The 23,456-nt window shown below is 74.7% G+C and carries 17 protein-coding genes and 2 pseudogenes; 15 read left to right on the plus strand and 4 right to left on the minus strand.

Annotated features, from left to right (window positions below; all coding sequences use genetic code 11):
* The 12 genes and pseudogenes from ACLJPL_RS08145 to ACLJPL_RS08200 form a co-directional block, all read left to right on the plus strand.
* A pseudogene (locus ACLJPL_RS08145) lies at positions 1 to 279 on the plus strand (hypothetical protein); the annotation flags it as partial.
* Positions 276 to 1,331 (plus strand): polyprenyl synthetase family protein, encoded by a 1,056-nt coding sequence (locus ACLJPL_RS08150; protein ID WP_411080050.1) that lies wholly within the window; start codon positions 276 to 278, stop codon positions 1,329 to 1,331. The pseudogene ACLJPL_RS08145 and the gene ACLJPL_RS08150, both read left to right, overlap by 4 nt.
* Before the next feature lie 96 nt (positions 1,332 to 1,427).
* Positions 1,428 to 2,063: an isochorismatase family protein gene (locus ACLJPL_RS08155; RefSeq protein ID WP_411080051.1), complete on the plus strand. Its 636-nt coding sequence runs from the start codon at positions 1,428 to 1,430 to the stop codon at positions 2,061 to 2,063.
* 371 nt (positions 2,064 to 2,434) lie between these two features.
* Complete coding sequence (locus tag ACLJPL_RS08160; protein WP_411080523.1) at positions 2,435 to 3,601, plus strand: glycosyltransferase; 1,167 nt, start codon at positions 2,435 to 2,437, stop codon at positions 3,599 to 3,601.
* Complete coding sequence (locus tag ACLJPL_RS08165; protein ID WP_411080052.1) at positions 3,598 to 5,079, plus strand: sugar transferase; 1,482 nt, start codon at positions 3,598 to 3,600, stop codon at positions 5,077 to 5,079. The genes ACLJPL_RS08160 and ACLJPL_RS08165 overlap by 4 nt, the downstream gene beginning before the upstream one ends.
* Positions 5,080 to 5,081: 2 nt before the next feature.
* Positions 5,082 to 6,449, plus strand: a complete 1,368-nt coding sequence (locus ACLJPL_RS08170; protein WP_411080053.1) for an O-antigen ligase family protein — start codon at positions 5,082 to 5,084, stop codon at positions 6,447 to 6,449.
* The gene (gene murJ, locus ACLJPL_RS08175; protein ID WP_411080054.1) at positions 6,446 to 8,242 is read left to right on the plus strand and encodes a murein biosynthesis integral membrane protein MurJ; all 1,797 of its coding nucleotides are present in this window, start codon (positions 6,446 to 6,448) and stop codon (positions 8,240 to 8,242) included. Before ACLJPL_RS08170 ends, murJ begins: the two co-directional genes overlap by 4 nt.
* Positions 8,232 to 9,029, plus strand: coding sequence for a polysaccharide deacetylase family protein (locus tag ACLJPL_RS08180; protein ID WP_411080055.1), 798 nt, complete (start codon positions 8,232 to 8,234; stop codon positions 9,027 to 9,029). The genes murJ and ACLJPL_RS08180 overlap by 11 nt, the downstream gene beginning before the upstream one ends.
* Positions 9,026 to 10,162 carry a glycosyltransferase gene (locus tag ACLJPL_RS08185; RefSeq protein WP_411080056.1) on the plus strand — a complete coding sequence of 379 codons (1,137 nt, stop codon included), beginning with the start codon at positions 9,026 to 9,028 and terminating at the stop codon, positions 10,160 to 10,162. Before ACLJPL_RS08180 ends, ACLJPL_RS08185 begins: the two co-directional genes overlap by 4 nt.
* Entirely contained in the window at positions 10,159 to 10,878 is a 720-nt protein-coding gene (locus tag ACLJPL_RS08190) for a lipopolysaccharide biosynthesis protein (protein ID WP_411080057.1), read from the plus strand. The genes ACLJPL_RS08185 and ACLJPL_RS08190 overlap by 4 nt, the downstream gene beginning before the upstream one ends.
* The gene (locus ACLJPL_RS08195) at positions 10,875 to 12,023 is read left to right on the plus strand and encodes a GNAT family N-acetyltransferase (protein ID WP_411080058.1); all 1,149 of its coding nucleotides are present in this window, start codon (positions 10,875 to 10,877) and stop codon (positions 12,021 to 12,023) included. Before ACLJPL_RS08190 ends, ACLJPL_RS08195 begins: the two co-directional genes overlap by 4 nt.
* 139 nt (positions 12,024 to 12,162) lie before the next feature.
* Complete coding sequence (locus tag ACLJPL_RS08200) at positions 12,163 to 12,441, plus strand: chaplin (protein ID WP_411080059.1); 279 nt, start codon at positions 12,163 to 12,165, stop codon at positions 12,439 to 12,441.
* A 68-nt stretch (positions 12,442 to 12,509) separates the two neighbouring features.
* Here the strand turns inward: ACLJPL_RS08200 and ACLJPL_RS08205 are convergent, their stop codons facing one another.
* Both ACLJPL_RS08205 and ACLJPL_RS08210 read right to left on the minus strand, forming a co-directional pair.
* Positions 12,510 to 13,373: a tyrosinase family protein gene (locus tag ACLJPL_RS08205; RefSeq protein ID WP_411080060.1), complete on the minus strand. Its 864-nt coding sequence runs from the start codon at positions 13,371 to 13,373 to the stop codon at positions 12,510 to 12,512.
* 19 nt (positions 13,374 to 13,392) lie between these two features.
* Positions 13,393 to 13,860 carry a tyrosinase family oxidase copper chaperone gene (locus ACLJPL_RS08210; RefSeq protein ID WP_411080061.1) on the minus strand — a complete coding sequence of 156 codons (468 nt, stop codon included), beginning with the start codon at positions 13,858 to 13,860 and terminating at the stop codon, positions 13,393 to 13,395.
* 214 nt (positions 13,861 to 14,074) lie between these two features.
* Between ACLJPL_RS08210 and ACLJPL_RS08215 the strand changes: the two genes are divergently transcribed.
* From ACLJPL_RS08215 to ACLJPL_RS08225, 3 genes are all read left to right on the plus strand, one after another.
* Positions 14,075 to 15,382, plus strand: a complete 1,308-nt coding sequence (locus ACLJPL_RS08215; protein WP_411080062.1) for a cytochrome P450 — start codon at positions 14,075 to 14,077, stop codon at positions 15,380 to 15,382.
* A gap of 122 nt (positions 15,383 to 15,504) precedes the next feature.
* Positions 15,505 to 16,767: a glycoside hydrolase family 26 protein gene (locus ACLJPL_RS08220; protein ID WP_411080063.1), complete on the plus strand. Its 1,263-nt coding sequence runs from the start codon at positions 15,505 to 15,507 to the stop codon at positions 16,765 to 16,767.
* A gap of 321 nt (positions 16,768 to 17,088) precedes the next feature.
* On the plus strand, positions 17,089 to 19,665 hold the full coding sequence (locus ACLJPL_RS08225) for a SpoIIE family protein phosphatase (protein ID WP_411080064.1): 2,577 nt from the start codon (positions 17,089 to 17,091) through the stop codon (positions 19,663 to 19,665).
* Here ACLJPL_RS08225 and ACLJPL_RS08230 read toward each other — a convergent pair.
* Together ACLJPL_RS08230 and ACLJPL_RS08235 are read right to left on the minus strand one after the other, a co-directional pair.
* A pseudogene (locus tag ACLJPL_RS08230) lies at positions 19,649 to 21,580 on the minus strand (ABC transporter ATP-binding protein); the annotation flags it as partial. The gene ACLJPL_RS08225 and the pseudogene ACLJPL_RS08230 overlap by 17 nt on opposite strands.
* Complete coding sequence (locus tag ACLJPL_RS08235) at positions 21,577 to 23,427, minus strand: ABC transporter ATP-binding protein/permease (RefSeq protein ID WP_411080065.1); 1,851 nt, start codon at positions 23,425 to 23,427, stop codon at positions 21,577 to 21,579. The gene ACLJPL_RS08235 and the pseudogene ACLJPL_RS08230, both read right to left, overlap by 4 nt.
* Positions 23,428 to 23,456: the final 29 nt, after the last annotated feature.

Below are 23,456 nucleotides of genomic sequence, written 5' to 3' on the forward strand. Positions count from 1 at the left end.
GTCCCGGAGCGCAAGGAGACCACCGGCCTCAACGAGAAACCGGTCCCGGAGCGCAAGGAGACCACCGGCCTCAACGAGAAACCGGTCCCGGAGCGCAAGGAGACCACCGGCCTCAACGAGAAACCGGTCCCGGAGCGCAAGGAGACCACCGGCCTCAACGAGAAACCGGCCGCACCGCTCCAGGAGACCACCCGGCCCGGCGCGGAACCCGCCGCGCCGCGCGAAGCCGCTCCCCCGCCCCGGGACGCCGCCGCGTACGAGAGGGCCGAGGGCCGATGACCCCGTCCACGTCCACCACCCGTCAGGCCGCCGCACCGCAGATCCTGGACCGCTGCCGGGAGCTCGTCCGGCCCGCGCTGGTGGAGTCGGTGCGCCGGCTCCACCCGTGGCACGCCGAGACGGCCGCCTTCTCGCTGGGCTGGAGCGGGGTGGACGGCGCACCGGTCCCGGGCTCGCAGGGCAAGGGCGTCCGGCAGGCGCTCGTGGTGCTCGGCGCGGAGGCCGCGGGCGGAAGCGGCCGGGACGCGGTCGCCGGCGCGGTCGCCGTCGAGCTGGTCCACACCTTCTCCCTCATACACGACGACATCATGGACGGCGACGAGACCCGTCGCCGCCGCCCGACCGTATGGAAGGCGTACGGCACCGGCCCGGCGATCCTGGCCGGGGACGCCTTGTTCGCGCTGGCCGTGCAGACCCTGTCGGAGGTCCCCGGGCCCACCGGAGCCGCCGCGGTGCGCCAACTCTCCCGGGCCCTGGGCGACCTGGTGCACGGTCAGGCGCAGGACCTCCTCTTCGAGTCCCGGCCGTGGACGGGCTCCGAGGCGGTCCTCCCGCACGAGTACCGCGCGATGGCCACCCACAAGACGGGCTCCCTGCTCGGCTGCGCCGCCGCCCTGGGCGCGGCGCTGGCCGGGGCTCCGGCGTCCACGGCCGGGGCGCTGGACCGGGCGGGGCGGCACCTGGGGGTGGCGTTCCAGGCGGTGGACGACCTGCTGGGGATCTGGGGCGACCCGCGGACCACGGGCAAACCGGTGCACAGCGATCTGCGGCGGCTCAAGAAGACCTTCCCGGTGCTCGCCGCCCTGGCGTCCGAGCACCCGGCGGCCCGGCGGCTGGAGGCCCTCCTCACCGGGCCGGGACCGCTCGACGCGGCGGGACTGCGCCGTGCGGCCGAGCTGGTCGACGAGGCCGGTGGACGGCGGGCCACGGTCACCGAGGCCCGGGAGCACCTGCGGGCCGCGCGCGCCTGCCTCGACGGGGTGGAGCTGGCCGAGGGCGCGCGCGGGGACCTGCTCACCCTGATCCCCTTCCTCGTCGACCGCACCGGGTGAGCCGGGGCCGGTGGCCGCGCCCCGGCCACCGGCTGGAATGATGGACGGCCCCGGCCCCGCACCCCGTGGCCACAGCGACGAAGGACCGGAGCCGGTATGAGCCCCCTCCCCGCCCCCGTACAGGCGCTGCTTGTCGTGGACGTCCAGTCGGCGTTCGTCGCGGGCGGGAATCCCGTGCCCGACGCGCCCCGGCTGCTGGACCGGGTGGCGGATCTCGTGCGCAGGGCCCGGGCGGGCGGGGCGCTCGTCGTCCACCTCCAGAACGACGGGCCGGCCGGGGAGTCCGACGAACCGCACACGCCCGGTTGGGAGTTGCACCTGCCGGTGCTGAGCGGGCCGATGGAGACCGTGATCCGCAAGACCGAGGACGACGGCTTCGAGGACACCACGCTGGAGGACGAGCTGACGGCCGCCGGGGTCGGGGCGGTCGCCGTGTGCGGGGTGATGTCGGAGATGTGCGTCCTGGCTACCGCCCGCCGGGCGCTGGAGCTGGACTACCGGGTCGTGCTGCCGCACGACGCCCATGCCACGTACGACATCCCCGCCGCACCGGACATCAGCGACGTCGTTCCGGCGGCGGTGGCGTCCCGGGTCGCCGAATGGGCGCTCGGCGACGAGGTGGAGGTGGTGGCCCGCGCCGAGGACGTCGGCTTCACGGCCCCCGACGCGTCTTCCACCGCCGCATCTCCCACGGCCGTGTCAACCGGCTCCGCCGACAAGGGAACTGTCTGACCATCAGGTGGATCCTGCCGCCATCCGGTGCGGCAACCGGCGGTGCGCGCCGTACTCCGAACAGGGTGACGTCCGACCGGGGAAATCGCCTCAGCACACCTCGGAATTCCCCACGGGACTTCCCCGGGCAGCCCTTCAACACCCCTTCAACAGGGCTGCGACCGGGCTGCGACCGGCCTTTCCACGCCTGAATCCGGCGTGCTCACGCGCTCGGGCCGTGCCCGCGCAGACCACCTGATCAGCCGTATCGACTGGCGAATACCCATATTGGTCGTATGAGCGAGTCATGCGCACGATTTCGCCACATGTCTGCCAAAGTGCATTTCGGCTTTACTCACCGGATTGAGCGAAGAGAGCCGTACGTGCTGCACATGCGTCGTGCCGAAGAAAGACAATTGACGGTCCTTCATTTGGTTCAGCCCGTGGATGGCGGAGTGGCCCGGGTCGTCACCGATCTCGTCCGGGCCCAGGCCGGCGCCGGGCTGCGGCCCGTGGTGGCCTGCCCACCCGCCGGTCCCCTGGCCGCCGGGGCGGCCGCCGCGGGGGCCAGGGTCCAGGACTGGTCCGCGACCCGGGCCCCAGGGCCCCGGCTGGCCGGTGAGGTCGCCGCCGCGCGGCGGATCGTCCGCGACTGCCGGCCGCACGTGGTGCACGCGCACAGCGCCAAGGCAGGTCTCGCGGGCCGGATCGCCGTACGCGGCCAGGTCCCCACGGTGTTCCAGCCGCACGCCTGGTCCTTCGAGGCCGTGGCCGGGCGTACCGCTGAACTCGCCCTGGGCTGGGAGCGGTTCGGGGCGCGCTGGGCCGATCACATCCTGTGCGTCAGCGAGTCCGAGCGGCGCACCGGCCAGGAAGCGGGCATCGCCGCACGCTGGTCGGTGATCCACAACGGCATCGACCTCGACCGCTTCCGCCCCGGCGGGCAGGCCGACCGCACGGCGGCCCGGGCCTCGCTGCCGCTCCTGGACGGCGTCGCCCCCGATGCCCCGCTCGTCGTCTGCGTCGGCCGGCTGACCCGGCAGAAGGGCCAGGACGTCCTGCTGAGCGCCTGGCGGCGGATGCGGGTGCCGGGAGCACGTCTCGTCCTGGTCGGCGACGGGCCCGACCGGGACGGCCTGGAGGCTTCGGCCCCGGCCGACGCCCTGTTCACCGGGGCGAGCGACGACGTACGGCCGTGGATCCACGCGGCGGACGTCGTCGTCCTGCCCTCCCGGTGGGAAGGGATGGCGCTGGCCCCGCTGGAGGCCATGGCCTGCGGCCGGGCCGTCGTGATGAGCGATGTCAGCGGGGCGCGGGAGAGCCTGCCGCCGGGCGACGAGGACCACCTCCTCGTACCGCCCGAGGACCCGGCGGCGCTGGCGGCGGCGCTCACCGCGCTGCTCACCGACCCGGCGCTGCGCGAGGCGGTGTCCCGCCGGGCCCTGCGCCACGCCCGGGCGGCGTTCGACGTCCGCCGGACCGCGGGGGCGGTCGCCGGCCTCTACCAGGAACTTGTCTCCCTGTCCGGCCCCACGACGAGGAAGCGCACCCAGCGATGACGATGGAGAGTGCACCGGTTCCCGGCGCCGGCCAGGCAACAGCCGTGCAGGCTCACACGGTTCATCCGCCGCGAAGAAGCGACGGCCCCGCCCGCGAGGTCCCCGGCCGACGCCGTGCCGGCCGGTGCGCTCCCGCCGCACAGCTCCTGTGCGCGGACGCACTGGCGCTGGCCGTCACGTTCGCGCTGGTCGTCCCGGCCGGCCGGCCCTGGGCGGTGATCGCCGCCCAGGCGGTGGCGCAGGTGCTGCTGCACGCCTACCGGGGCCTCTACCGGCTCGGCCTGTCCCCCTCGGTGCTCTCCGAACTCCCCGCGCTCCTCGGCCTCGCGCTGCTCCAGTGGTACGTGACCATGGAGGTGGTCGCGGCCTGGGCCCCGAGCCACGGGACGGGCTGGGCGGTGCTGGCGTACGGGGCCGTGGCGCAGACCCTGCTCTGTGCGGCCGGACGGGCGGCGGTGCACCGGCTGCGGCACCGGGCGGCCCTCCGCAACCCCCTCTCCACGCTGATCGTGGGCCACGGCCCGACCGCCCGGCAGGTGGCGGCGGCGCTGTACGACCACCCTGAGTACGGGCTGCGGCCGGTCGGCCGGGTCGCCGCGTCCGACGCTCCGGAGGAGGAGCCCGCGGCGCGGCCGGACGGGGTGCCGCTGCCGGTCCTGACCACCCCGCAGGAGGTCGGGCGGGCCGTCGTGCAGAACAGCGTGCGGCACGCGGTGTTCACCGCCCCGCCCGAGGCGACGCCCGGCGGGGCCGCGCTCTTCGCCCAGCTCACCGGCCACGGCTGCCGCGTCTGGCTGGTCACCGGTTCCCCGGCCGTCGCCACCCGTTCCGCCGTGAGCCGCCCCGACCACCTGTGGGGTTTCGCCGCCCATCCGCTCCAGGACGGCACGCACCGGCCCGTGGGCCACGCCCTGAAGCGGGCGACGGACGCGGTCCTGGCGGGGGTCGGTCTGGTGCTGGTGGCTCCGCTGATGGCCGCGTGCGCGCTGGCGGTCCGGGTCTCGGACGGGCCGGGCGTCGTCTTCCGGCAGGAGCGGGTGGGGCGGCACGGGCGCCCGTTCGTCCTGCTGAAATTCCGTACGCTGCGGCCCGCCGACGCGACGGAGTCGGCGACCCGGTGGAACGTCGCCTCCGACGGGCGGATGAGCCGGGTCGGACGGCTGCTGCGCCGCACCTCGCTCGATGAGCTGCCGCAGCTGTGGAACGTCCTGCGCGGCGATATGAGCCTGGTCGGCCCCCGGCCCGAACGGCCCTTCTTCGTCTCGCAGTTCAGCCGCACCCACCCCGGCTACCAGGCCCGGCACCGGATGCCGGTCGGCATCACGGGGCTGGCGCAGGTGAACGGGTTGCGCGGCGACACCTCGATCGAGGAGCGGGCCCGGTTCGACAACCACTACATCGAGACCTGGTCCCTGTGGCAGGACGCGTGCGTGCTGGCGCGGACGGCGGGCTCCTTCTTCCGGCTCGGAGGCAGCTGACCATGGCCGCCACCCTGACCGGCCCGACGCCCGGGGCCCCGGCCCGTACCGAACCCCGCTCCGCCCTCGGCGGGTGGCGCGGCCGGTGGCCGCTGCTCCCCCTGCTCGCGACGGTGCTGCTGCCCGCGCTGCCGTACGGGACCGGGGGCGGGGGCGGCGGCCCCGCGATCGGGCCCGCCGACGTGGCCTCCGGCATCGCGGTGCTGGTCTGCGCGGGGCGGCTGCTGTATCTGCGGCAGCGCCCGATCGGCGCGGTCGCCGCCCTGGTGCTGGGGCTGCCCGCCGTGGGCTTCGCCGTGGCGACGGTGACGGCGGCGGACCCGGTCGCAGCCCTGCCGGGCCTGGTCCGCTACCTCCAGGTGTTCGTCCTGGTCCCGGCCGCCGTCCTCCTCCTGCTCGAGGACGCCCGCGGGTTCCGGATCGTCGGCGGTGCGCTGGTGCTCCTGGCCCTGGTGCAGGGGGGTGTGGGGGTGCACCAGTACGTCACCGGGAGCGGCGCCTCGTACATGGGTGAGGACGTCCGGGCGGTCGGCACCTTCGGGCCGAGCGACGTCATGGGGATGGCCACGGTCGTCGCGTACGGGCTGCTGGCCGCCGCCGCGTGCGCGCTGCGCACCCCGCGCGATGCCCCGGCCTGGCTGCGCCCCTGCGCCGCGGTCGTCGCCGTCGCGCTGATCGTGCCCCTCACGCTCTCCTTCAGCCGGGGGGTGTGGATCGCCACGGCCGCCGCCCTCCTGGTCGCCCTGGCGCTGACCGGCGCGCGGCAGGCGGTGACGTCGCTGGCGGTGCTGGCCGCGACCGGCGTCGTGCTGGTCGGCGGGTTCGGCATCGGCTCGCAGATGCTCGCGGACCGGGCCGCCAGCGTGACCCAGGTGACCAGCGCCCCGGACCGGTCGGTGAACGACCGCTACGTCATGTGGGGCGCGGCGGGCGACATGTGGCGCGAGCACCCCCTGACCGGAGTCGGCCTCAAGGGCTTCCCCGCCCATCGCGACGCCCACGCCTCGATCGGCCTGTCCTCCGGCAGCGACACGGCCGGAGCGGGCCAGGAATTCCGCCGGCAGGCGCTGCTCTCGCCGCACAACATGTATCTGCTCATCCTCAGCGAGCAGGGCCTCATCGGCCTCACCGCGATCGCCGGCAGCTGGGCCGCGATCCTGGCCGGAGCCGTACGCCGGCTGCTGCGGGCCCGCTCGCACGGCCGCACCGCGCTGGACTGCGGCCTGGCGGCGGTCGCGCTGATGGTCTGGCAGTGCGTGAACTTCCTGTACGCGGACATCGGCGGGCCCACGACCGTGCTGAGCGGCGTCGTCCTGGGGCTCGCCGCCTGGTGGGCGCTGGCCGGGCCGAAGAAGGCGGACGCCGCGTGAGGGACACCGGTACGGAGACGGAGACGGCCCCCTCCGCCCAGGAGGCGGGGCCCTCCACGGCGGCCCCCTCGACCCGGGCGGCGGCTCCCTCCCCCGGCGAGGCCGCCGCTCCCCTGCTCCCCGGGCCCGGGCAGCCCTCCGGTCCCGGCCCCGGCGGGACCGCCGCCCCGGACGCAGCGCCGGAGCCGGAAGGCGGCAAGGACGGCGCCGGCGGGGCTCCCGGCCTCGGTTCGTTCCTCGCCCGTGCGGCGGCGGCCACGGCGGTGCTGACCGTGCTCGGGGCCGTACTCGGGCTGGTGCGGGACCAGGCCATCGCCCGGTACTTCGGCGCGAGCGACGCCAGCGACGCGTTCCTGATCGCCTGGACCGTGCCGGAGATGGCGGCGACGCTGCTGATCGAGGACGGGATGGCGCTGCTCCTCGTCCCGGCGTTCAGCCTCGCCCTCACCCGCCGCGCCGCAGCCACCGGGGAGCAGTCCGCCGACCCCGTACGGGAGTTGGTGGCGGCGACCCTCCCCCGGCTGTGCGTCCTGCTCACGGGCGGTGCGGTGCTGCTGATGGCGGGCGCGCCGTGGGTCGTCGGCGTCCTCGCGCCCGGGCTGCCGGATCCGAGCCTCGCGGTGGACTGCACCCGGCTCACCGCCGTCACCGTGCTGACCTTCGGCATCACCGGCTACTTCAGCGCCGCCCTCCGCGCTCACCGCAGCTTCCTGCCGCCCGCCGGGGTCTACGTCGCGTACAACGTCGGCATCATCGGCATGACGCTGGCCCTGCACGCGGTGTGGGGGGTGCGGGCCGCCGCCGCGGGCGTCGCGGTCGGCAGTCTGCTGATGATCCTCACCCAACTCCCCACCTTCTTGCGGTTGTTGCCCCTCGCCCGGCCCCGCCTCCCGCGCTTCGGGCGGATCAGGAGGCGGGCCGTGCGCACCGCGCCCCTGCTGGGGGTTGCGGTGCTCGCCCCGGTCGTGCTGTTCGTGGTGAGCCGTCAGTCGCAGGTGCTGGTCGAGCGGTTCCTCGCCTCCACGCTGCCGGCGGGCGCGATCTCGCATCTGAACTACGCGCAGAAGGTCGCGCAGATGCCGATGGTGCTCTCCCTGATGATCTGCACGGTGACGTTCCCGGTCGTCGCCCGGGCGATGGCGGACGGCCATCACGAGAAGGCCCGGCAGCGGGTCGAGCGGGACCTCGCGCTGGCGGGCATGGTGGTGCTGCTCGGCACGGCGGTCGTGCTCGGATACGCGCCCCAGATCATCGAAGTCCTCTTCCAGCGCGGCGCGTTCGACGCGTCCGACACCGGGGCCACCTCCCAGGTGATGCGGGTGTACGCGGCGGGGCTGCTCGGCCACTGTCTGGTCGGCGCGCTGAGCCGGCCGTTCTTCTCCTCGGGCCGGCCCACCTGGTTCCCGGCCTTCGCGATGGGCACCGGGCTCCTGGTCACGACGGGCGCCGGGTACGCGCTCACGTACCGCTTCGGCGTCGACGGCATCGCCACGGCCAACGCCATCGGGATCAGCACGACCGCGCTGCTCCTGCTGATGGGGCTCGGCACCCGGGTGGTCCCGATCCGGGCGCGGGCCGTCGCCCTCTCGCTCGGCCGCCTGACGGGCGCGGCGCTGGCGGCCGGGGCGGCGGGCTGGGCCCTCGCGCCGGTGCTCCCCGACGCCGCGCTGAGCCTGGCCGCCGGGTGCGTCCTCGTTCCCGCCGTGTTCTTCCTGACCGGGCTGGCCCTGCGCTCGCCCGAGGTGGTCTCCCTGCTGGCACTGATCCGACGGAGGTTTACCGATGGCCGCTGATCCCTCGCCACGTCCCGCCGACGCTCCCCCGCACCGGCGTCGCCCGCACACCCGCCGTCAGCCGTGGATCCTCACGTACCACTCGGTGACGGACCCGACCGAGGACCCGTACGGCATCACCGTCTCGCCCCGCCGGCTCGGCGAGCAGCTGTCGTGGCTGCGCAGCCGGGGGCTGCGGGGGGTGGGGGTCGCGGAGCTGATGCGGGCCCACGCGGCGGGCAGGCGCGGGTTCGTCGGGCTGACCTTCGACGACGGCTACGCGGACTTCCTCAGCGAGGCGCTGCCGGTGCTGCGCGAGCACGGCTGCACCGCGACGGTCTTCGTGCTGCCGGGCCGGCCGGGCGGTGAGAACGTGTGGGACCCGCTGGGTCCGCGCAAGCCGCTGCTCACCCGCGACGGGATCCGCCGGGTCGCGGAGGCGGGCATGGAGGTCGGCTCGCACGGTCTGCTCCACCAGGACCTCACCAGGCTCACGGACGGGGAGCTGCGCGAGGAGACGGTCCGCAGCAGGCAGTCGCTCGGCGAGCTGACCGGCACGCTCCCGGAGGGCTTCTGCTATCCGTACGGCTTCCTCGACCGGCGGGTGGCGGAGGCCGTCCGCTCCGCGGGCTACGGCTACGGCTGCGCGCTGGCCCCCGGCCCGCTGCTCAGCCGGTTCGCACTGCCCCGCACCCACATCAGCCAGGCGGACCGGGGCGTACGCCTGTGGGCGAAGGACCTGCGGCACGGGCTGCGGCACGGGGCCGCGCCGGCCGCGTCCCCCGTACCGGCGGGCGGCCCCCGGTGAGGGCGCTGCACGTCATCACCGGGCTCGGCGTCGGGGGCGCGGAGCAGCAGTTGCGGCTGCTGCTGCGCCATCTGCCGGTGGAGTGCGACGTGGTCACCCTCACCAACCCGGGCGCGGTAGCGGAGGGGCTGCGGGCGGACGGGGTGCGGGTGATCCACCTCGGGATGCGCGGCAATCGGGACCTCTCGGCGGTCGGGAGGCTCACCCGGCTGATCCGCGACGGCCGCTACGACCTGGTCCACACCCACCTGTACCGGGCCTGCGTGTACGGGAGGATCGCGGCGCGCCTCGCGGGCGTCCGGGCGGCCGTCGCGACCGAACACTCCCTGGGGCGCGCCGAGATCGAGGGCCGCCCGCTCACCCGGGGCATCCGCGCCCTGTACCTGTCCACCGAACGGCTCGGCGCGGCGACCGTGGCCGTCTCCTCCACCGTGGCCGGGCGGCTGCGGGACTGGGGGGTGCCCGCCGACCGGATCCGGCTGGTGCCCAACGGCATCGACGCGGACCGCTTCCGCTTCGACGGGGACCGGCGGCTCGCCGTCCGGTCGGCGCTGGGCCTCGCCGACGACGCGTTCGTGGTCGGCGGGGTGGGCCGGCTGGTGCCCGGCAAACGCTTCGACGTGCTGGTGCGGGCCGTGGCCGCGCTGCCGGGGGCCCGGCTGCTGCTGGCCGGGGACGGGCCGGAGGCCGGGGCGCTGCGGGAGCTGGCGGCCCGGCTCGGGGCGGCGGACCGCGTCCGCCTCCTCGGCGAGTGCTCCCCCGGCGGGCGGGGTCCGGTGCCCGGCGTCCCGGCGCTGCTCAGTGCCGTGGACGCCTTCGTCTCGACGTCCCGCGAGGAGTCCTTCGGGCTGGCCGCCGTGGAGGCGCTCGCCGCCGGGCTGCCCGTGCTGCACGACGCCTGCCCGGCCATCGACGACCTGCCCGCCGCCCACGCCCCGGCCGCCACCCGGATCGCGGGGAGCCCCGACGAGCTGACCGCTGTGCTGCGGCAGCGGATACAGGCCCGTCCCGACCGGCAGCCGCCGCCCCGCGCGGTCGGCCACTACGACATCCGGCGCAGCAGCGAGCGCCTGATGGACGTGTACGCGTACGCCCTCGACACCGCCCCACCGAACCGGAGAGCCCTTTCATGACCGAGTCTCCCGAGCAGCGGCTCCACGTCGTCCTGCGCCGCCGGCTGCGCACGGCCCCCGCCCGGCTGCGCTCCGCCCTGCCCCGGCCGCCCCAGTGGTGGCCCCTGCCCGCCGCCGTACTGCTGGGCGCCGTGTCCGGGCTCTCGTACGGCCTGCTCGCCTCCCCCCAGTACGAGGCCACCAGTTACGCGATGGCGGTCGCCGAGGAGGAGACGAACCCCTCGTCGGCCCTCGGCTTCGCGCAGTCGTACGGCCGTCTCGTCACCAGCGACGCGACCCTCACGTACGCCCAGGGCGCGGCCGGCGAGCCGGTGCGCGCGCTGCGCTCCCAGGTGCGGTCGGAGACCTCCCCCGACTCCCCGATGATCGCGGTGACGGGGACGTCGGCCGACGCGGACAAGGCGGCCGACATCGCCAACGCGGTCATCGAGGCCGTGATCGTGAGCAGCGGCCATGTCTCCAAGGACACCGGGGTGAAGCTGATCAAGTTCTCCCATGCGATGACCCCGGACCAGCCGGTCTCGCCCTCGGCGCCGCTGGGCGCGGCCGTGGGGGCGGCCGCGGGCGGGCTGCTGGGCGGGCTCGTCCTGCTCGTCCGCCCCCGGCGCGCGGGCTGGAGCGTCTCGGCCCAGGTGCCGGGTCCGGCGACCGCCGGGGAGCAGACCACCACCGCCTCCACCGCCTCCACCACCGATGAACGGGAGCTCGTGCGATGACGGTCAACCGGGCGGGCGGCCTCGCCGTGACGCTGTGCCGGGACTTCGGGGAGTTCGGCGCGCTCGCCGGCGAGTGGGACGCGCTGCACCGCCGCTGCGCCACCGCGACCCCGTTCCAGAGCCACGCGTGGCTCCATTCGTGGTGGCTCTCCTACGGTCAGGAGGGGCGGCTGCGGGTCCTGCTGGTCCGCCGGGCGGGGCGGCTGATCGGGGCGGCCCCGCTGATGCTGGTGCACCGCCCGATGCCGCTGCTGGTGCCGATGGGCGGGGCGATCTCCGACTTCTTCGACATCCTGCTGGACGAGGAGGAGGCCGGTTACGCGGTCGGGGCCCTCCAGCGCGGTCTGGAGCGGGCCGCCCGGCACACCGTGGTCGACCTGCGGGAGGTCCGGCCGGACGCGTCGGCGCAACTGCTGTTCGGCCGGTGGCCCGGCGCGCGGAGCCGGCTCACCGACTCCACGTGCATGGAGCTGCCGGCGCAGCCGCTCGGCGACCTGGTGGAGGGGCTCACCGGCTCGCGGGGCCAGCGGCTGCGGGCCAAGCTGCGCCGGGTCGAGGCCCTGGGCGTCGAGGCCCACAGGGTCCCGCAGGCCGGGGTGCCCGCCGCCATCGGCACGCTGCTGCGGCTCCATGAGCTCCAGTGGCGCGACCGGGGCGTCAACCCGGAGCATCTGCGGGCCCGGTTCTCCGACCACCTGGTGCGTTCGGTGGGAAGGATGGTGGCGGACGGCACGGCCGCCGTGACCGAGTTCCGGCTCAACGGCGCGGTGGTGGCGGCGAACCTCTCGTTGCAGTCCGGGCATCTGGCGGGCGGCTATATGTACGGGGCGGATCCGGGTCTGCGGGAGCGGAAGGTCGATGTGTCGACGATGCTGCTGCGGGAGGTGGCCCAGCAGGCGTCGGACACCGGCCGTCAGGTGCTGAGCCTGCTGCGCGGTGCGGAGCAGTACAAGAACCACTGGCAGCCGGTCACGGTGGTCAACCAGCGGCTGCTGCTGGCCCGCCCGGGTCTGGAGCCGCTGCTGCGGCTGCGCGAGTCGCAGGTGGCGGTACGGGAGCGGGCCGTGGAGACCGTCAAGGCCAAGTTCCCCGCCGCGCGGGACTGGCACGGGCGGCTTACCACGCTTTCCGTCATCGGTCGGTGAGGCGGGCCGCGACAGGCCGCAGGACAAGGCCGGAAATATCCCCTCGGCGTTGATCCGTTACCGTCCGGCGTCTCTCGCGTTGTCAGAGCATGCGGGCCTCGTGCTCCGCAGCAACCCCCCTTCCTTTCAAGGAGTTCTGATGTCGCGTATTACGAAGGTTGCCGCTGTGATGGCGGGCACCGGCGCCCTGATCGCCGGCGGCGCCGGCCTGGCCACCGCGGACGCCGGTGCGCAGGGCGCAGCCATCGGTTCCCCGGGTGTCGCCTCGGGCAACGTCCTCCAGGTTCCGGTCCACGTGCCGGTCAACGTCTGCGGCAACACCATCAACGTGATCGGGCTGCTCAACCCGGCCTTCGGCAACACCTGCGTCAACGCCTCCGCCGACCACCACGACGACGACTACGGCTACGGCCGCTGATCGCCTCGTAACACCGAAGCGGCCGGCTCCCTCCTTCCGGAGGGGGCCGGCCGTTTCGCTGTTCCCGCTCAGGCGTAGCGGTAGACCGTGCTGTGGTCGAGGAGCTTCCTGGGGGTCACGTTCCACGGGGGCATCGGGTCGTCGAGGCCGAAGACGTACTCACGTTCGCGGCCCGGCCGGGCGGGCTTGCGGCCCGGCAGGTAGGCGGATTTGGGGTGGGCCTTGCGCCAGCGGTCCCAGAGCAGGTCGATGAAGGAGTGGTGGAGCCAGAACACCGGGTCCTCGGGCGAGGCCGCCCCGGCCATCGGGCCGCCGACCCACTGGTGGACCCGGTTGTGGTTGCCGACCGTGCGCACGCGGTGGATCCCCCAGCCCTCGATGCGGTTGCGGAACCCCTCGGTGCTGATGCTGTTCCAGGGCTCGGTGTCGTAGACCGGGTCGTTGAGCGCCCGCGTCACGTCGTCCGCGGTGGGCAGGGAGACCGGGTTGTTGCCGGGCCTGCCGAAGTTGCGGGTGAGCCAGTTCTGGTCGGTGACTCCGGCGCCGACCCTCCAGTCGCCCTTCTCGAAGGCGAACGGGCCGGTGGTGACGCGGCGGTCGCCGGGCCTGCCGTTGCCGCCGAGGAAGTCCTCGGCCCAGAGCGAGGAGGTGGTCGAGCGGTCCCGGGTCCAGTCCCAGTAGGGGACGCTGACGCCGGGGTCGACGGCCTGGAGGGCCTTTTCGAACTCCAGCAGATAGCGGCGGTGCCAGGGGAAGAACGAGGCCGTCATATGGGCGGGGCGCGGCCGGTTCTCCGTGTCCATGACGTAGTACTCGCGGTGCATGACGACGAAGTCGTCGTAGCGGCCCGAGCGCTTGAGCTTCAGGATCGCGTCGACAAGGCGTCGCTTCTCGGTGCGTGTGAGGTCGCGCTGGTTCTTGCGGGTGTACACCGGTTCTGGTCCTCCTGGTTCACTTGCGGTGCGAGGCGGGGAGCGCGAGCCGGGCGGTGCCGAGCTCGTCCACGGCGGCGCGGGCCGTCTCGCGGAGCGTGGGGAACGACTCGTAGTGCGTGACCTCGCTCAGATAGGTGCCGTCCGCGCGCCGCATGACGTGCAGGGGGCGGCCGTCGATGCGGATCTCGGTGACCGGCTCGGCGTCGGCCGCCTGCGCGCCGCCGGACCCGCCGGCGGGCACCAGCACTCTCACGCTTCCCCGGATCTCCCGGCCCCGGTACATCTCGGCGAACTCCTCACCCGGGGCGGCGGGGCTCCCCGGCCCCTTCGCGGCCGAGGTGTCCGGCTCGCGGTCGTGCAGCGGCAGGAGGACTCCGGCGGTGCCCCCGACCACGGCGGCGGTGAAGGCGGTGCGCAGGACGATCCGGCGCGACGGGCCGCGTGTTCCACGCGGTGCGCCGCCCGGATCCGTTGTTCGACTCATGGGTGACTGCCTCTCGTTGGCTCGTCCCTGGGTGCTGTTGCTGGCGATGGTGGCAACGAGGCGGCGGCGAAAGGGTTCTCGTGGGCGCGGCGCGGCCCCCGTTCCGTCAAACGCGTGACCCTGAGCGGCCATCCGCGCCGGAAGCCGCGTCGGACGTCGTGCCGTGCGCGCCGGACCGGACGATGGCCCGGCGAACTCGTGGAGGTGGAGGGACATGACCGTTCCGAATCAGCTGTCCGACGACCGTGCCGAGGAGGGCCCGGTGCCCGGCGGCGCGGCGGACGTGGATCTCGCCGACCCGGCCTTCTGGCAGCTGCCGCGCCCCGAGCGGCTCAGCGCCTTCGCCCGGCTGCGGGAGCTCGATGAACCCGTCCTGTTCACCCCCAGGCCGGGTACGGCCCGTACCGCCGGCAAGCCGTTCTACGCCCTGGTGCGCCACGCGGACGTACGGACCGCGAGCCGCACTCCGCAGGTGTTCGCGAGCGCTCCGGGGGTCACCACCCCGGAGCCGGCCGGCTGGGCGAAGGCGCTGTTCGGGAACTCGATGGTCAACATGGACGGGCCCGGACACGCGGCGCTGCGCCGGATCATCTCGCGGCGCTTCACCCCCCGGCTGCTCGCCGCCGCCGAGGAGAACATCGGCCGGCTGGCGGGGCGTCTGGTGGACGAGATGATCTCCGAGCGCTCCCGCGACTTCATGCCCTCGGCGGCCTCGCGGCTGCCGCTGGAGGTGATCTGCGACCTGATGGGCATCCCCGCTGAGCTCCGGCCGCGGATCGCACGCCAGATCGACCACGCGTCGGAGCATGTCGGCGTCGAGCGCCGGGGCCGGGCCAGGCTGCGGATCCCGGGCCGTGGACTCGCGTCCCTGGCCCGGATGCAGCTCGTCATGGCCCGGCTGGCCCACGAGCGCCGCCGCCGTCCCGAGGACGATCTCGTCTCGGCCCTCGTGCGGGCCGACGTCGACGGCGAGGCGCTCTCCTCGCGGGATCTCGGGGCCTTCTTCTCCCTGCTGCTCGTGGCCGGTGTGGAGACCACCCGCAACGCGATCGCGCACGGGCTGCATCTGCTCGACGGCCATCCGGAGCAACGGGAACTCCTCCGGTCGGATTTCGACCGCCATATCTCCGGGGCCGTGGAAGAAATCGTCCGCCATTCGACGCCGATCATCCAGTTCCGCAGGACCGTCGTGAAGGAATTCCCGCTGGGCGGCCGGACTTTCCTCCCGGGCGAGAAAGTCGCACTGCTCTACGCGTCCGCCAATCGCGACGAGTCGGTTTTCACCCGTCCGGATCTCTTCGACATCACCCGGTCGCCGAATCCGCACCTGGGTTACGGAGGCGGCGGCCCGCACCACTGCCTCGGGGCCCACCTGGCCAGGGTGGAAATGACGGCACTGTTCCGGGAACTGTTCACCCGACGCCCCGTCATCCGGCAGACGGGCGATCCGAAGCTGGTCGATTCGAATTTCGACAACCGCGTGGGTTCCCTCCCGTTCACCTTCGGCCCCGACATCACCTGAACGGCCCGTTCGCAACGCCGAATACGATAAATGGACCGTTCTGTTCGCGTGCGGTGCCGGATGATGAAACTCTCTCCCCATCGGGCTGATCCGCCCGGAATTCACCGCAGCCAGGAGGAGTCATGCCGGCCAAGCGCCGACTCATCGTTACGTGCATCGCGGCGGCTGCTCTCAGCCTCCTGGCCGGCGGCGGCATCGCGGGCCAGGTGCGGCCGGGCGCGGACTCCGTCGACAGCGCCGCCCCGGGGCCGCAGGGCAGCAGGGGCGGCTCCACCACCGCGCACGGCGCCTATCTGGACTACGGGCCGGACGGGGTGGACCGGATGGCCGAGTTGTCGCGGTGGCTCGGCGGCGCGGAGCTGCGGGTGGGGCACACCTACCTGCCGGGCGACCTGTGGGTGAACATCGAGGGCGCCCCCGACTTCCTGGACGCCTGGGCCACCTGGCGCAAGGCGGAGGAGGACCGGATGTTCGTCCTCAACGTGCCCATGCTGGAGCGGAACGAGGAGCGCGTCCCGGACGCCGAGGTCCGCCGCCTGCTGCGGTCGGGGGCGGCGGGCGACTACGACCAGCACTTCACCAGGCTGGCGGAGCGCCTGGTCGATCTGGGCGTCCCGGACACGGTGATCGTGCTCGGCTGGGAGATGAACGGCACCACGTACACCCATCGCTGCGGACCCGACCCCGCGTCCTGGAAGGCGTACTGGCAGCGGATCGTCACGGCGATGCGCGAGGTGCCCGGCCAGGAGTTCCGTTTCGACTTCACCCCCAGCCGGGGCCTGGACGCGGTGCCCTGGACCGCGTGCTACCCGGGTGACGACGTCGTCGACATCATCGGCATGGACTCCTACGACCAGCCGCCGGGCGAGTCCTTCGACGACCAGATCAACGATCCGTACGGGTTGCAGAAGCACGTGGACTTCGCGGCGGAGCGCGGAAAGCCGATCTCGTTCCCGGAGTGGGGGCTGTTCCGCAACGGCGACAACCCCGAGTACATGCGGCGGATGCTCGACTGGATCGACCGGCACCAGCCGCTGTACCAGACCATCACGGACTACTGCCCGCACGGCGTGTGGCAGTGCCGGAGCAACCCCCGGTCGACGAAGGTCTTCCGGACGAAGCTCGCCGAGATGGCCGCACCGGCCGAGCCCGTGCCGAGCACGCCTCCCGCCCCGTCCCCGAGCATGCCTCCCGCCCCGGCCCCGAGCCCGTCCCCGACCGCGCCGCCGGCCGTACAGCCCTCGCCTTCGCCCACCCCGTCGCCGCGGCCCACGCCCGCCGCGCCCGAGCCGCCGGCCGCCGCCCGCGAGTGGTGCCTCACGGTGCCGTTCGGGGACTGGCTGGGGCCGTGGCTGAAGGAGCGCAAGATCTGCGTCCGCTACTGACCGTGCGCATGGAAACGGCTCCGGCTCTCCTCTCGGGAGCCGGAGCCGTCCCGCCCACACGGGTCCAGCGCGGGGGGCAGGTGGACGAGCGGCCGCTCGTCACTCCCCCAACGGGCGCACGGCCCGCCGCGTCACGCCGCCGAACGGGCGAAAGCCGGTGCGCCGGAGCCCGCTGGGGCGCGAACCGGTGCGCCGGGGCCTGCCGGAGCGCGGGCCGGCGCGCCCGGGCCCGCTGGGGCGCGGACCGGTGCGCCCGCGCCGGGCGGTGCGCACTCGGGGGCGACGCGCGACCATGGAAACCTAGAGATGGTGGTGAGGTGCATGGCATCCGCCGATGAGGATCCCCCGGCGGGGCCCGGCCCGCTGCCCTCCGAGGGCCCCCCGGGCCCGGTGCGGCCGGGTGACGACGCGGTGGCGGTGATCGCCGGGGACGGCACGGTCATCGGCTGGACCCGCGGGGCCGAGGCCCTGCTCGGCTATCCGGCCGCCGAGGTGGTCGGCCGGTCCGCCGCCCGGCTGCTGACCGGGTCCCCGGATCCCCGGCGTACGGCCGCGGTGGCCGCCCGGGGCCGTGCCGGGTCGGGGTGGAGCGGTCCGGTGGCGCTGCGCGGCCGGGACGACCGCCCGCTCGACGTCGACGTACGGGTCTCCGCCTCGTTCCTGATCGCCGGACGTGAGGGCTTTCTGGTCTCCGGGCGGGAGCGGGCCCCGCGGTGGACGGTGGACGGACCGGTGCTGGAGGGGTTCCTGACCCGGTCGCCGGTCGGCATGGCGGTGGTCGATCCCGAGCTGCGCTACGTCTGGATCAACGACACGTTGGAACGCTATGGCGGGGTTCCCCGGGAGCGGCGGCTGGGGAGCAGGCCGAGCGATGTGCTGCCCGGCCCGATCGCGCTGCCCATCGAGCGGCTGATGCGGCAGGTCCTGGCCACGGGTGTGCCGGTCACCGACTACGAGTACCTGGGCTGGGGCTGGAGCGATCCGAGTCGCCGCCGGGCCTACTCCAGTTCGTTCTTCCCGCTGGCGGACGCCGAGGAGAACCGGGTCGGCATCGGCTACATGGTCATCGATGTGACCGACCGCTGGAACGCGCGCAGGCTGCTCGCGCTCGTCAACGAGGCGGGGGCGAGCATCGGCTCCACCCTGGACGTCCAGCGCACGGCCCAGGAACTGGCGGACTTCGCGGTGCCCCGGTTCGCGGACTTCGTCTTCGTCGACCTGCTGGAGACGCCCCTGGGCGGGAAACTGCCGGACACCCCGCTGCTCGGTGCGGGGGCGCAGGGCAGCCGGCCGCCGATGCGCCGCATGGGGATGAGTTCGGTGCGCGAGGGCTGCCCGGAGGCCGTGGTGCGGATCGGGGACAGCGTCGACTTCGTCCCGCCGCCGCACGACGCGCACTTCCTCCTGGACGGCGACCCGGTCCTTCTGCCGGTGCTCGACCCGGACAGCCACGCCTGGGCCGTGGAGCACCCCGCGCGGGCCGCGCGCCTGCGTGAGTTCGGGCTGCACTCGCTCATCTCCGTACCGATGCGGGCGCGGGACACCGCCCTCGGGCTCACCACGTTCATGCGGTCGCGGAACCCGGTCCCCTTCGACGAGGACGACGTGGCGCCGGCCCGGGAGCTGGTGGCCCGCGCGGCGGTGTGCGTGGACAACGCCCGCCGCTACACCCGCGAGCACACCGCGGCGCTCGTGCTCCAGGAGAGCCTGCTGCCGCACACGTTGCGCGGCGGGACGGCCCTGGACGTGGCTTCCTCCTACCTCCCCGCCGACGCGAAGGACGGGGTCGGGGGCGACTGGTTCGACGTGATCCCGCTGTCCGGGGCCCGGGTCGGCCTGGTCATCGGTGATGTGGTGGGGCACGGGATCAGCGCCGCGGCGACCATGGGGCGGCTGCGCACCGCCGTGCAGACCCTGGCCGACATGGACCTCGCGCCCGACGAGCTGCTGGCCCGCCTGGACGATCTCGTCATGCGGCTGAGCGAGGAGGAGGAGACGGGCGGGAAGGCCGACCGGGGCGGTACGACGGTCCTGGGGGCCACCTGCCTCTACGCCGTCTACGACCCGGCGAGCCGCTGCTGCACGATGGCCCGGGCCGGACACCCGCCACCGGTGGTCGTCACTCCCGAGGGCGCGGTCAGCTTCCCCGATCTCCCCGCCGGTCCGCCGCTGGGCCTCGGCGGGCTCCCCTTCGAGGCCGTGGACGTCGAGCTGCCCGAGGGGAGCGTGCTCGGGCTCTACACGGACGGTCTCATCGAGGGCCCGCACCAGGACGTCGAGGAGGGGATGGCCCGGCTGGGGCGGGCGGTCTCGCGGAACGGGCTGCCGCTGGACGAGCTGTGCGCGGCGGTGGTCGATGAGCTGCTCCCCGTACCGCAGCCGGACGACATCGCCCTGCTGCTGGCCCGGACCCACGCGCTGAGCCCCGACCATCTGGCGTCCTGGGACGTGCCCCTGGACGCGGCCGCTGTGGGGGCGATCCGGAACAAGGTGGCCCGCCAGCTGGAGGTGTGGGGGCTGGACGAGCTGACGATGACGACCGAACTGATCGTCAGCGAACTGGTGACCAACGCGATCCGGTACGCCTCGGGGCCCGTACGGCTGCGGCTGCTGCTCCAGTCCGTGCTGACCTGCGAGGTGTCCGACGCCAGCAACACCTCCCCGCGACTGCGGCACGCCCGCACGACGGACGAGGGGGGACGCGGTCTGTTCCTCGTCGCGCAGCTGGCCCGGCGCTGGGGCACCCGGTACACGCACCGGGGGAAGATCATCTGGGCGGAGCAGAACCTGCCGCCGTCCGCGCCGACGGATCCTCCCCCCGCTGCTGACGCCCCTGCTCCTCCCGCTGACGCCCCAGCTCCTCCTCCCGCTGCCGGGACTCCCCCTCCTCCCGGGTGAGCAGCCGGGTCAGCGCGCCGCCGGCCTCGATCAGTTCGTCCCAGGAGCCCTCCTCGACGATTTGCCCGCCCTCCAGCACCGCGACGCGGTCGGCCCTGCGGATGGTGGCGGGGCGGTGGGCGATGATCAGCGTCGTACGGGTACGGGCCCGGGAGTCCGCCGCGAGCGCCCGCGCCACCTCCGCGTCGCCCCGGTGGTCCAGGTGGGCCGTCGTCTCGTCGAGCACGAGCACCCGGGGGCGGCCGAGGAGTCCTCTCGCCAGGGCGACCCGGGCGCGCTGGCCGCCGGAGAGGGTCGCGCCGCGTTCGCCGACCGGGGTGTCCAGCCCCTGGGGCAGGGCGTCGACGACGGGGGCGAGGCCGCAGGCGCGGACCACGGCGGCCAGCTCCCGGTCGGTGGCGTCCGGAGCGCCGAGGCGGAGGTTCTCGGCCAGGGTCCCGTGGAAGAGCGGGGCCTCCTGCCCGACCACGGACACGGCGGCCCGCAGGTCCGCCTCCGCGAGGTCCCGCAGGTCCACCGGGCGGGCCGGGGACTCCGGAATCAGCTCCACCGCCCCCTCCCCCGGGTCCCAGTAGCGGGCCAGGAGGTGCGCGCAGGTCGTCTTGCCGGCCCCCGAAGCGCCGACGAGGGCCACGGTCTCGCCGGGCCGCACGGTCAGGTCGAGGCCGTTGAGGACGGGGTCCGCGCCGTAGCCGAACCGTACGGCGCGCAGCCGCAGACCGAGCGGGCCCGCGGGGACGGGAAGCGGATCGGCGGGCACGGGAGCGCCGGCCGGCGCGTTCACGGCCGCCCGGACCCGTGCGGCCGCGGCGCGCAGGCTGCCCGCCCGGCCCAGCGCCGCCGCCGATTCGGCGACCGGTGCCAGGGCTCCGAGGGCGAGGGCCATGGCCGCCGGGGCCCACGCGCCGTCGAGCCGACCGCTGCCCGCCGCGTGGGCGGCCGCCGCGACCACCCCGATGACGGCGGCGACGACGAGCAGGTCACGGGCCGCGCCGGCCCCCGTCTCCCAGGACTGCTCGGCGCGCTGGGCGCGGGCCAGGCGTCGTCCGCCGGACCGCAGCCGGGCCCGGGTGCGCGGCAGGGCTCCCGCCGCCAGCAGTTCCCGCAGGCCGTCGACGGTCTCCACGCTCTCGGCGGAGAGTCCGGCCAGCGCGGCCCGGGTCCGCGCCCCGCGCTCGGCCCGCCCGCGCGCCTCCAGCAGGGGCGACCACAGGAGCAGCAGGGCGGCGGGCACGACGGCGAGGAGCAGCCACGGCCCGAGGAAGCCCAGCAGGGCCGCGGCCACCGCGAAGACGACGCCGGAGGCGAGGAGTTGGGCGATGGCGTGGGCGTAGAAGAACTCCAGCGCCTCCACATCGCCGAGCGCGGTCGCGGCGAGGTCGCCGCTGCGGCGGCCCGCGATCCGGGCGGGGGCGCTGCGGGCGAGCCCGTCGAAGACGCGGACCCGCAGTCCGGCCAGCACGCGGTAGGCGAGGTCGTGCGAGAGGTCCATCTCCCGCCAGGTGGCGAGCGCCCTGAGCAGGACGAGCCCGATGAGGACGGCGAAGGTCCCGGGCGACGGGGGCCGTTGGGCGGTCACCGCCGTGCCCACGGTGTGCGCGGCGAGGGTGACCAGGGCGACCAGGGCCGCCTGGTCGGCCAGGGCGGCCAGGCAGGTGCGCAGGACGGTGGCGCGGTGGGCTCCGAGGACGGGGAGGAGGGAACGGAGGGCTCCGGTGTCGTGGTTCTTCCGGGGGCCCTGGCGGTCCTGGGTCCACTGGGGTTCCAGGGGATTCTGGGGCTGCTGGGGCTCTTGGGGGTTCTGGGTTCCTAGGGTCCCTTGGGGGTCCTGGGTCCCCTGGCGATCCTGGGTCCCCTGGGGGTCCTGGGTCCCCTGGGGGTCTTTCGGGGCGGTTTCGTGCCCGGGCGGGGTCATGCGGCGTGCTCCTTCCGGGCGGCGCTGTCGACCGCGTCCTGGGCGGTGCGGCCCGCCGGGTGCCGGGCGCTCCGGGAGGCGTGGTCCGCCGGGTCCTGGGAGCTGTCGTGGTCCTGCGCCGTGTGCGGGGCTGTCCGGCCCGCCGCGACGAGTGAGGCGTAGACGCCGCCGTCCGCGAGCAGTCCGGTGTGGTCGCCCGACGCTTCGACCCGGCCGCCGTCGAGGACGACGATGTGGTCGGCGTGGCGTACGGCGTCGAGCCGGTGGGCGACCACGAGGCAGGTACGGCCCCGGCTCGCCGCGAGCAACTCCCGTACGATCCGGGCCTCGCCGCGCTCGTCCACCGCGCTGGTGGCCTCGTCCAGGATCAGGACCGGCGCGTCGGCGAGAAGGGCGCGGGCCAGGGCGAGCCGTTGGCGCTGGCCGCCGGAGAGCGTGGCCCCGCGTTCCCCGACGAGGGTGGCGTACCCCTGGGGCAGCCGGACGATCTCCTGGTCGATGCCCGCCGCGCGGGCGGCGGCGCGCAGGTTCTCGTCGGTGGCGGCGGGCCGGGCGATGCGCAGGTTCTCCGCGATCGTGGCGTGGAAGAGGTAGGTCTCCTGCGAGACGACGGCGATCCCCCGGCGCAGCGAGGCGAGGGTGTACGCGTCGGTGTCGGTCCCGGCGATCGTGACGCGGCCGCTGTCGGGGTCGCGTTGGCGCAGCAGCAGGCTCAGCAGGGTCGACTTCCCCGCGCCGGAGGGCCCGACGATCGCCGTGGTGCGGGCGGCGGGGGCGGTGAAGGTGACGCCGTCCAGGGCGGGGCGTCCGGCTCCGGGGTGGGTGAAGCGGACGTCGTCGAAGCGGATTTCGGGGGCGGTGTCCCAGTGGGCGCGTGCGGTGCCCCGGTCGGGGACGGCGGGTTCGGCGGTGCGCAGGGCGGCGATGCCGTCGGCGGCCGAGACGCCGAGGTAGCCCGCGTGCCATTCGCGGGAGAGGTCGCGGACGGGGCGGAAGCACTCGGAGGCGAGGAGCAGCAGGAGGTACGTTCCGGTGGCGGCGGTGTGTCCGGTGGCCGCCGATGAGCAGGCCGCCAGGACGGCGGCCACGGTGCCGCCCTGCACGGCGAGGTCGGTGAGGCCGGTGTCGACGAGCGAGACCCGCAGTTTGGCGACGGTCGCGCGGTGGAGCGCCGCCGAACGCTTCTCCAGCCGGTCCCGTACGCGGCCCACCGCACCGGCGGCGCGCAGGGTGGCCATGCCCTGGAGAGCTTCCAGGTAGTCGGCGGCGAGGGCTTCGTACGAGTCCCAGTGCTCCTTGCCGCGCCGGTCGAGCAGCCGGTCCCACCAGCGCGGGCCGAGGAGGGCGAGCAGCAGGGCGAGACCGAGGGCGAGGGCCGCGTACAGCTCGATGAACGCGACGGCGACGAGCAGCAGCGGCGGGACGGCGCAGGTGATGAGCGCCTGGGGGAGGTAGCGGGAGACGTACGCGTCCACCCCCTCGACGCCGTCCACCAGCGTGGCGCGTACGGCTCCGGCCCGCGCGCCGGTGACGGCGGGGGGCCCGAGTTCACCGAGGCGGCGCAGCAGGGTGTCACGGAGCCGGATCCGCACGGCGGCCCCCGCCGCTACGGCGGTCAGGCGCTGGGCGCGGCCGAGCGCGGCGCGCACGAGCACGACGGCGAGCACCGACAGCAGGAGCGGTGCCAGGGCGGATGTGTCGCCGTGGGCGATCCGGGAGAGGACGACGGCGAGCAGCACGGCCTGGGCGAGGTGGGTGAGGGTGACGGCGGCGAGCAGCGCGGTCGCGCAGCCGAGGGGGCGGCGGGCGGTCCGGGCGGCGCGCAGGAGTTCGGGGTGGAGCATCATGGGCGTTCTTCCTTGTCCGGCGGGGCCGG

Source organism: Streptomyces sp. cmx-18-6, assembly GCF_046548915.1.
Taxonomy (GTDB): domain Bacteria; phylum Actinomycetota; class Actinomycetes; order Streptomycetales; family Streptomycetaceae; genus Streptomyces.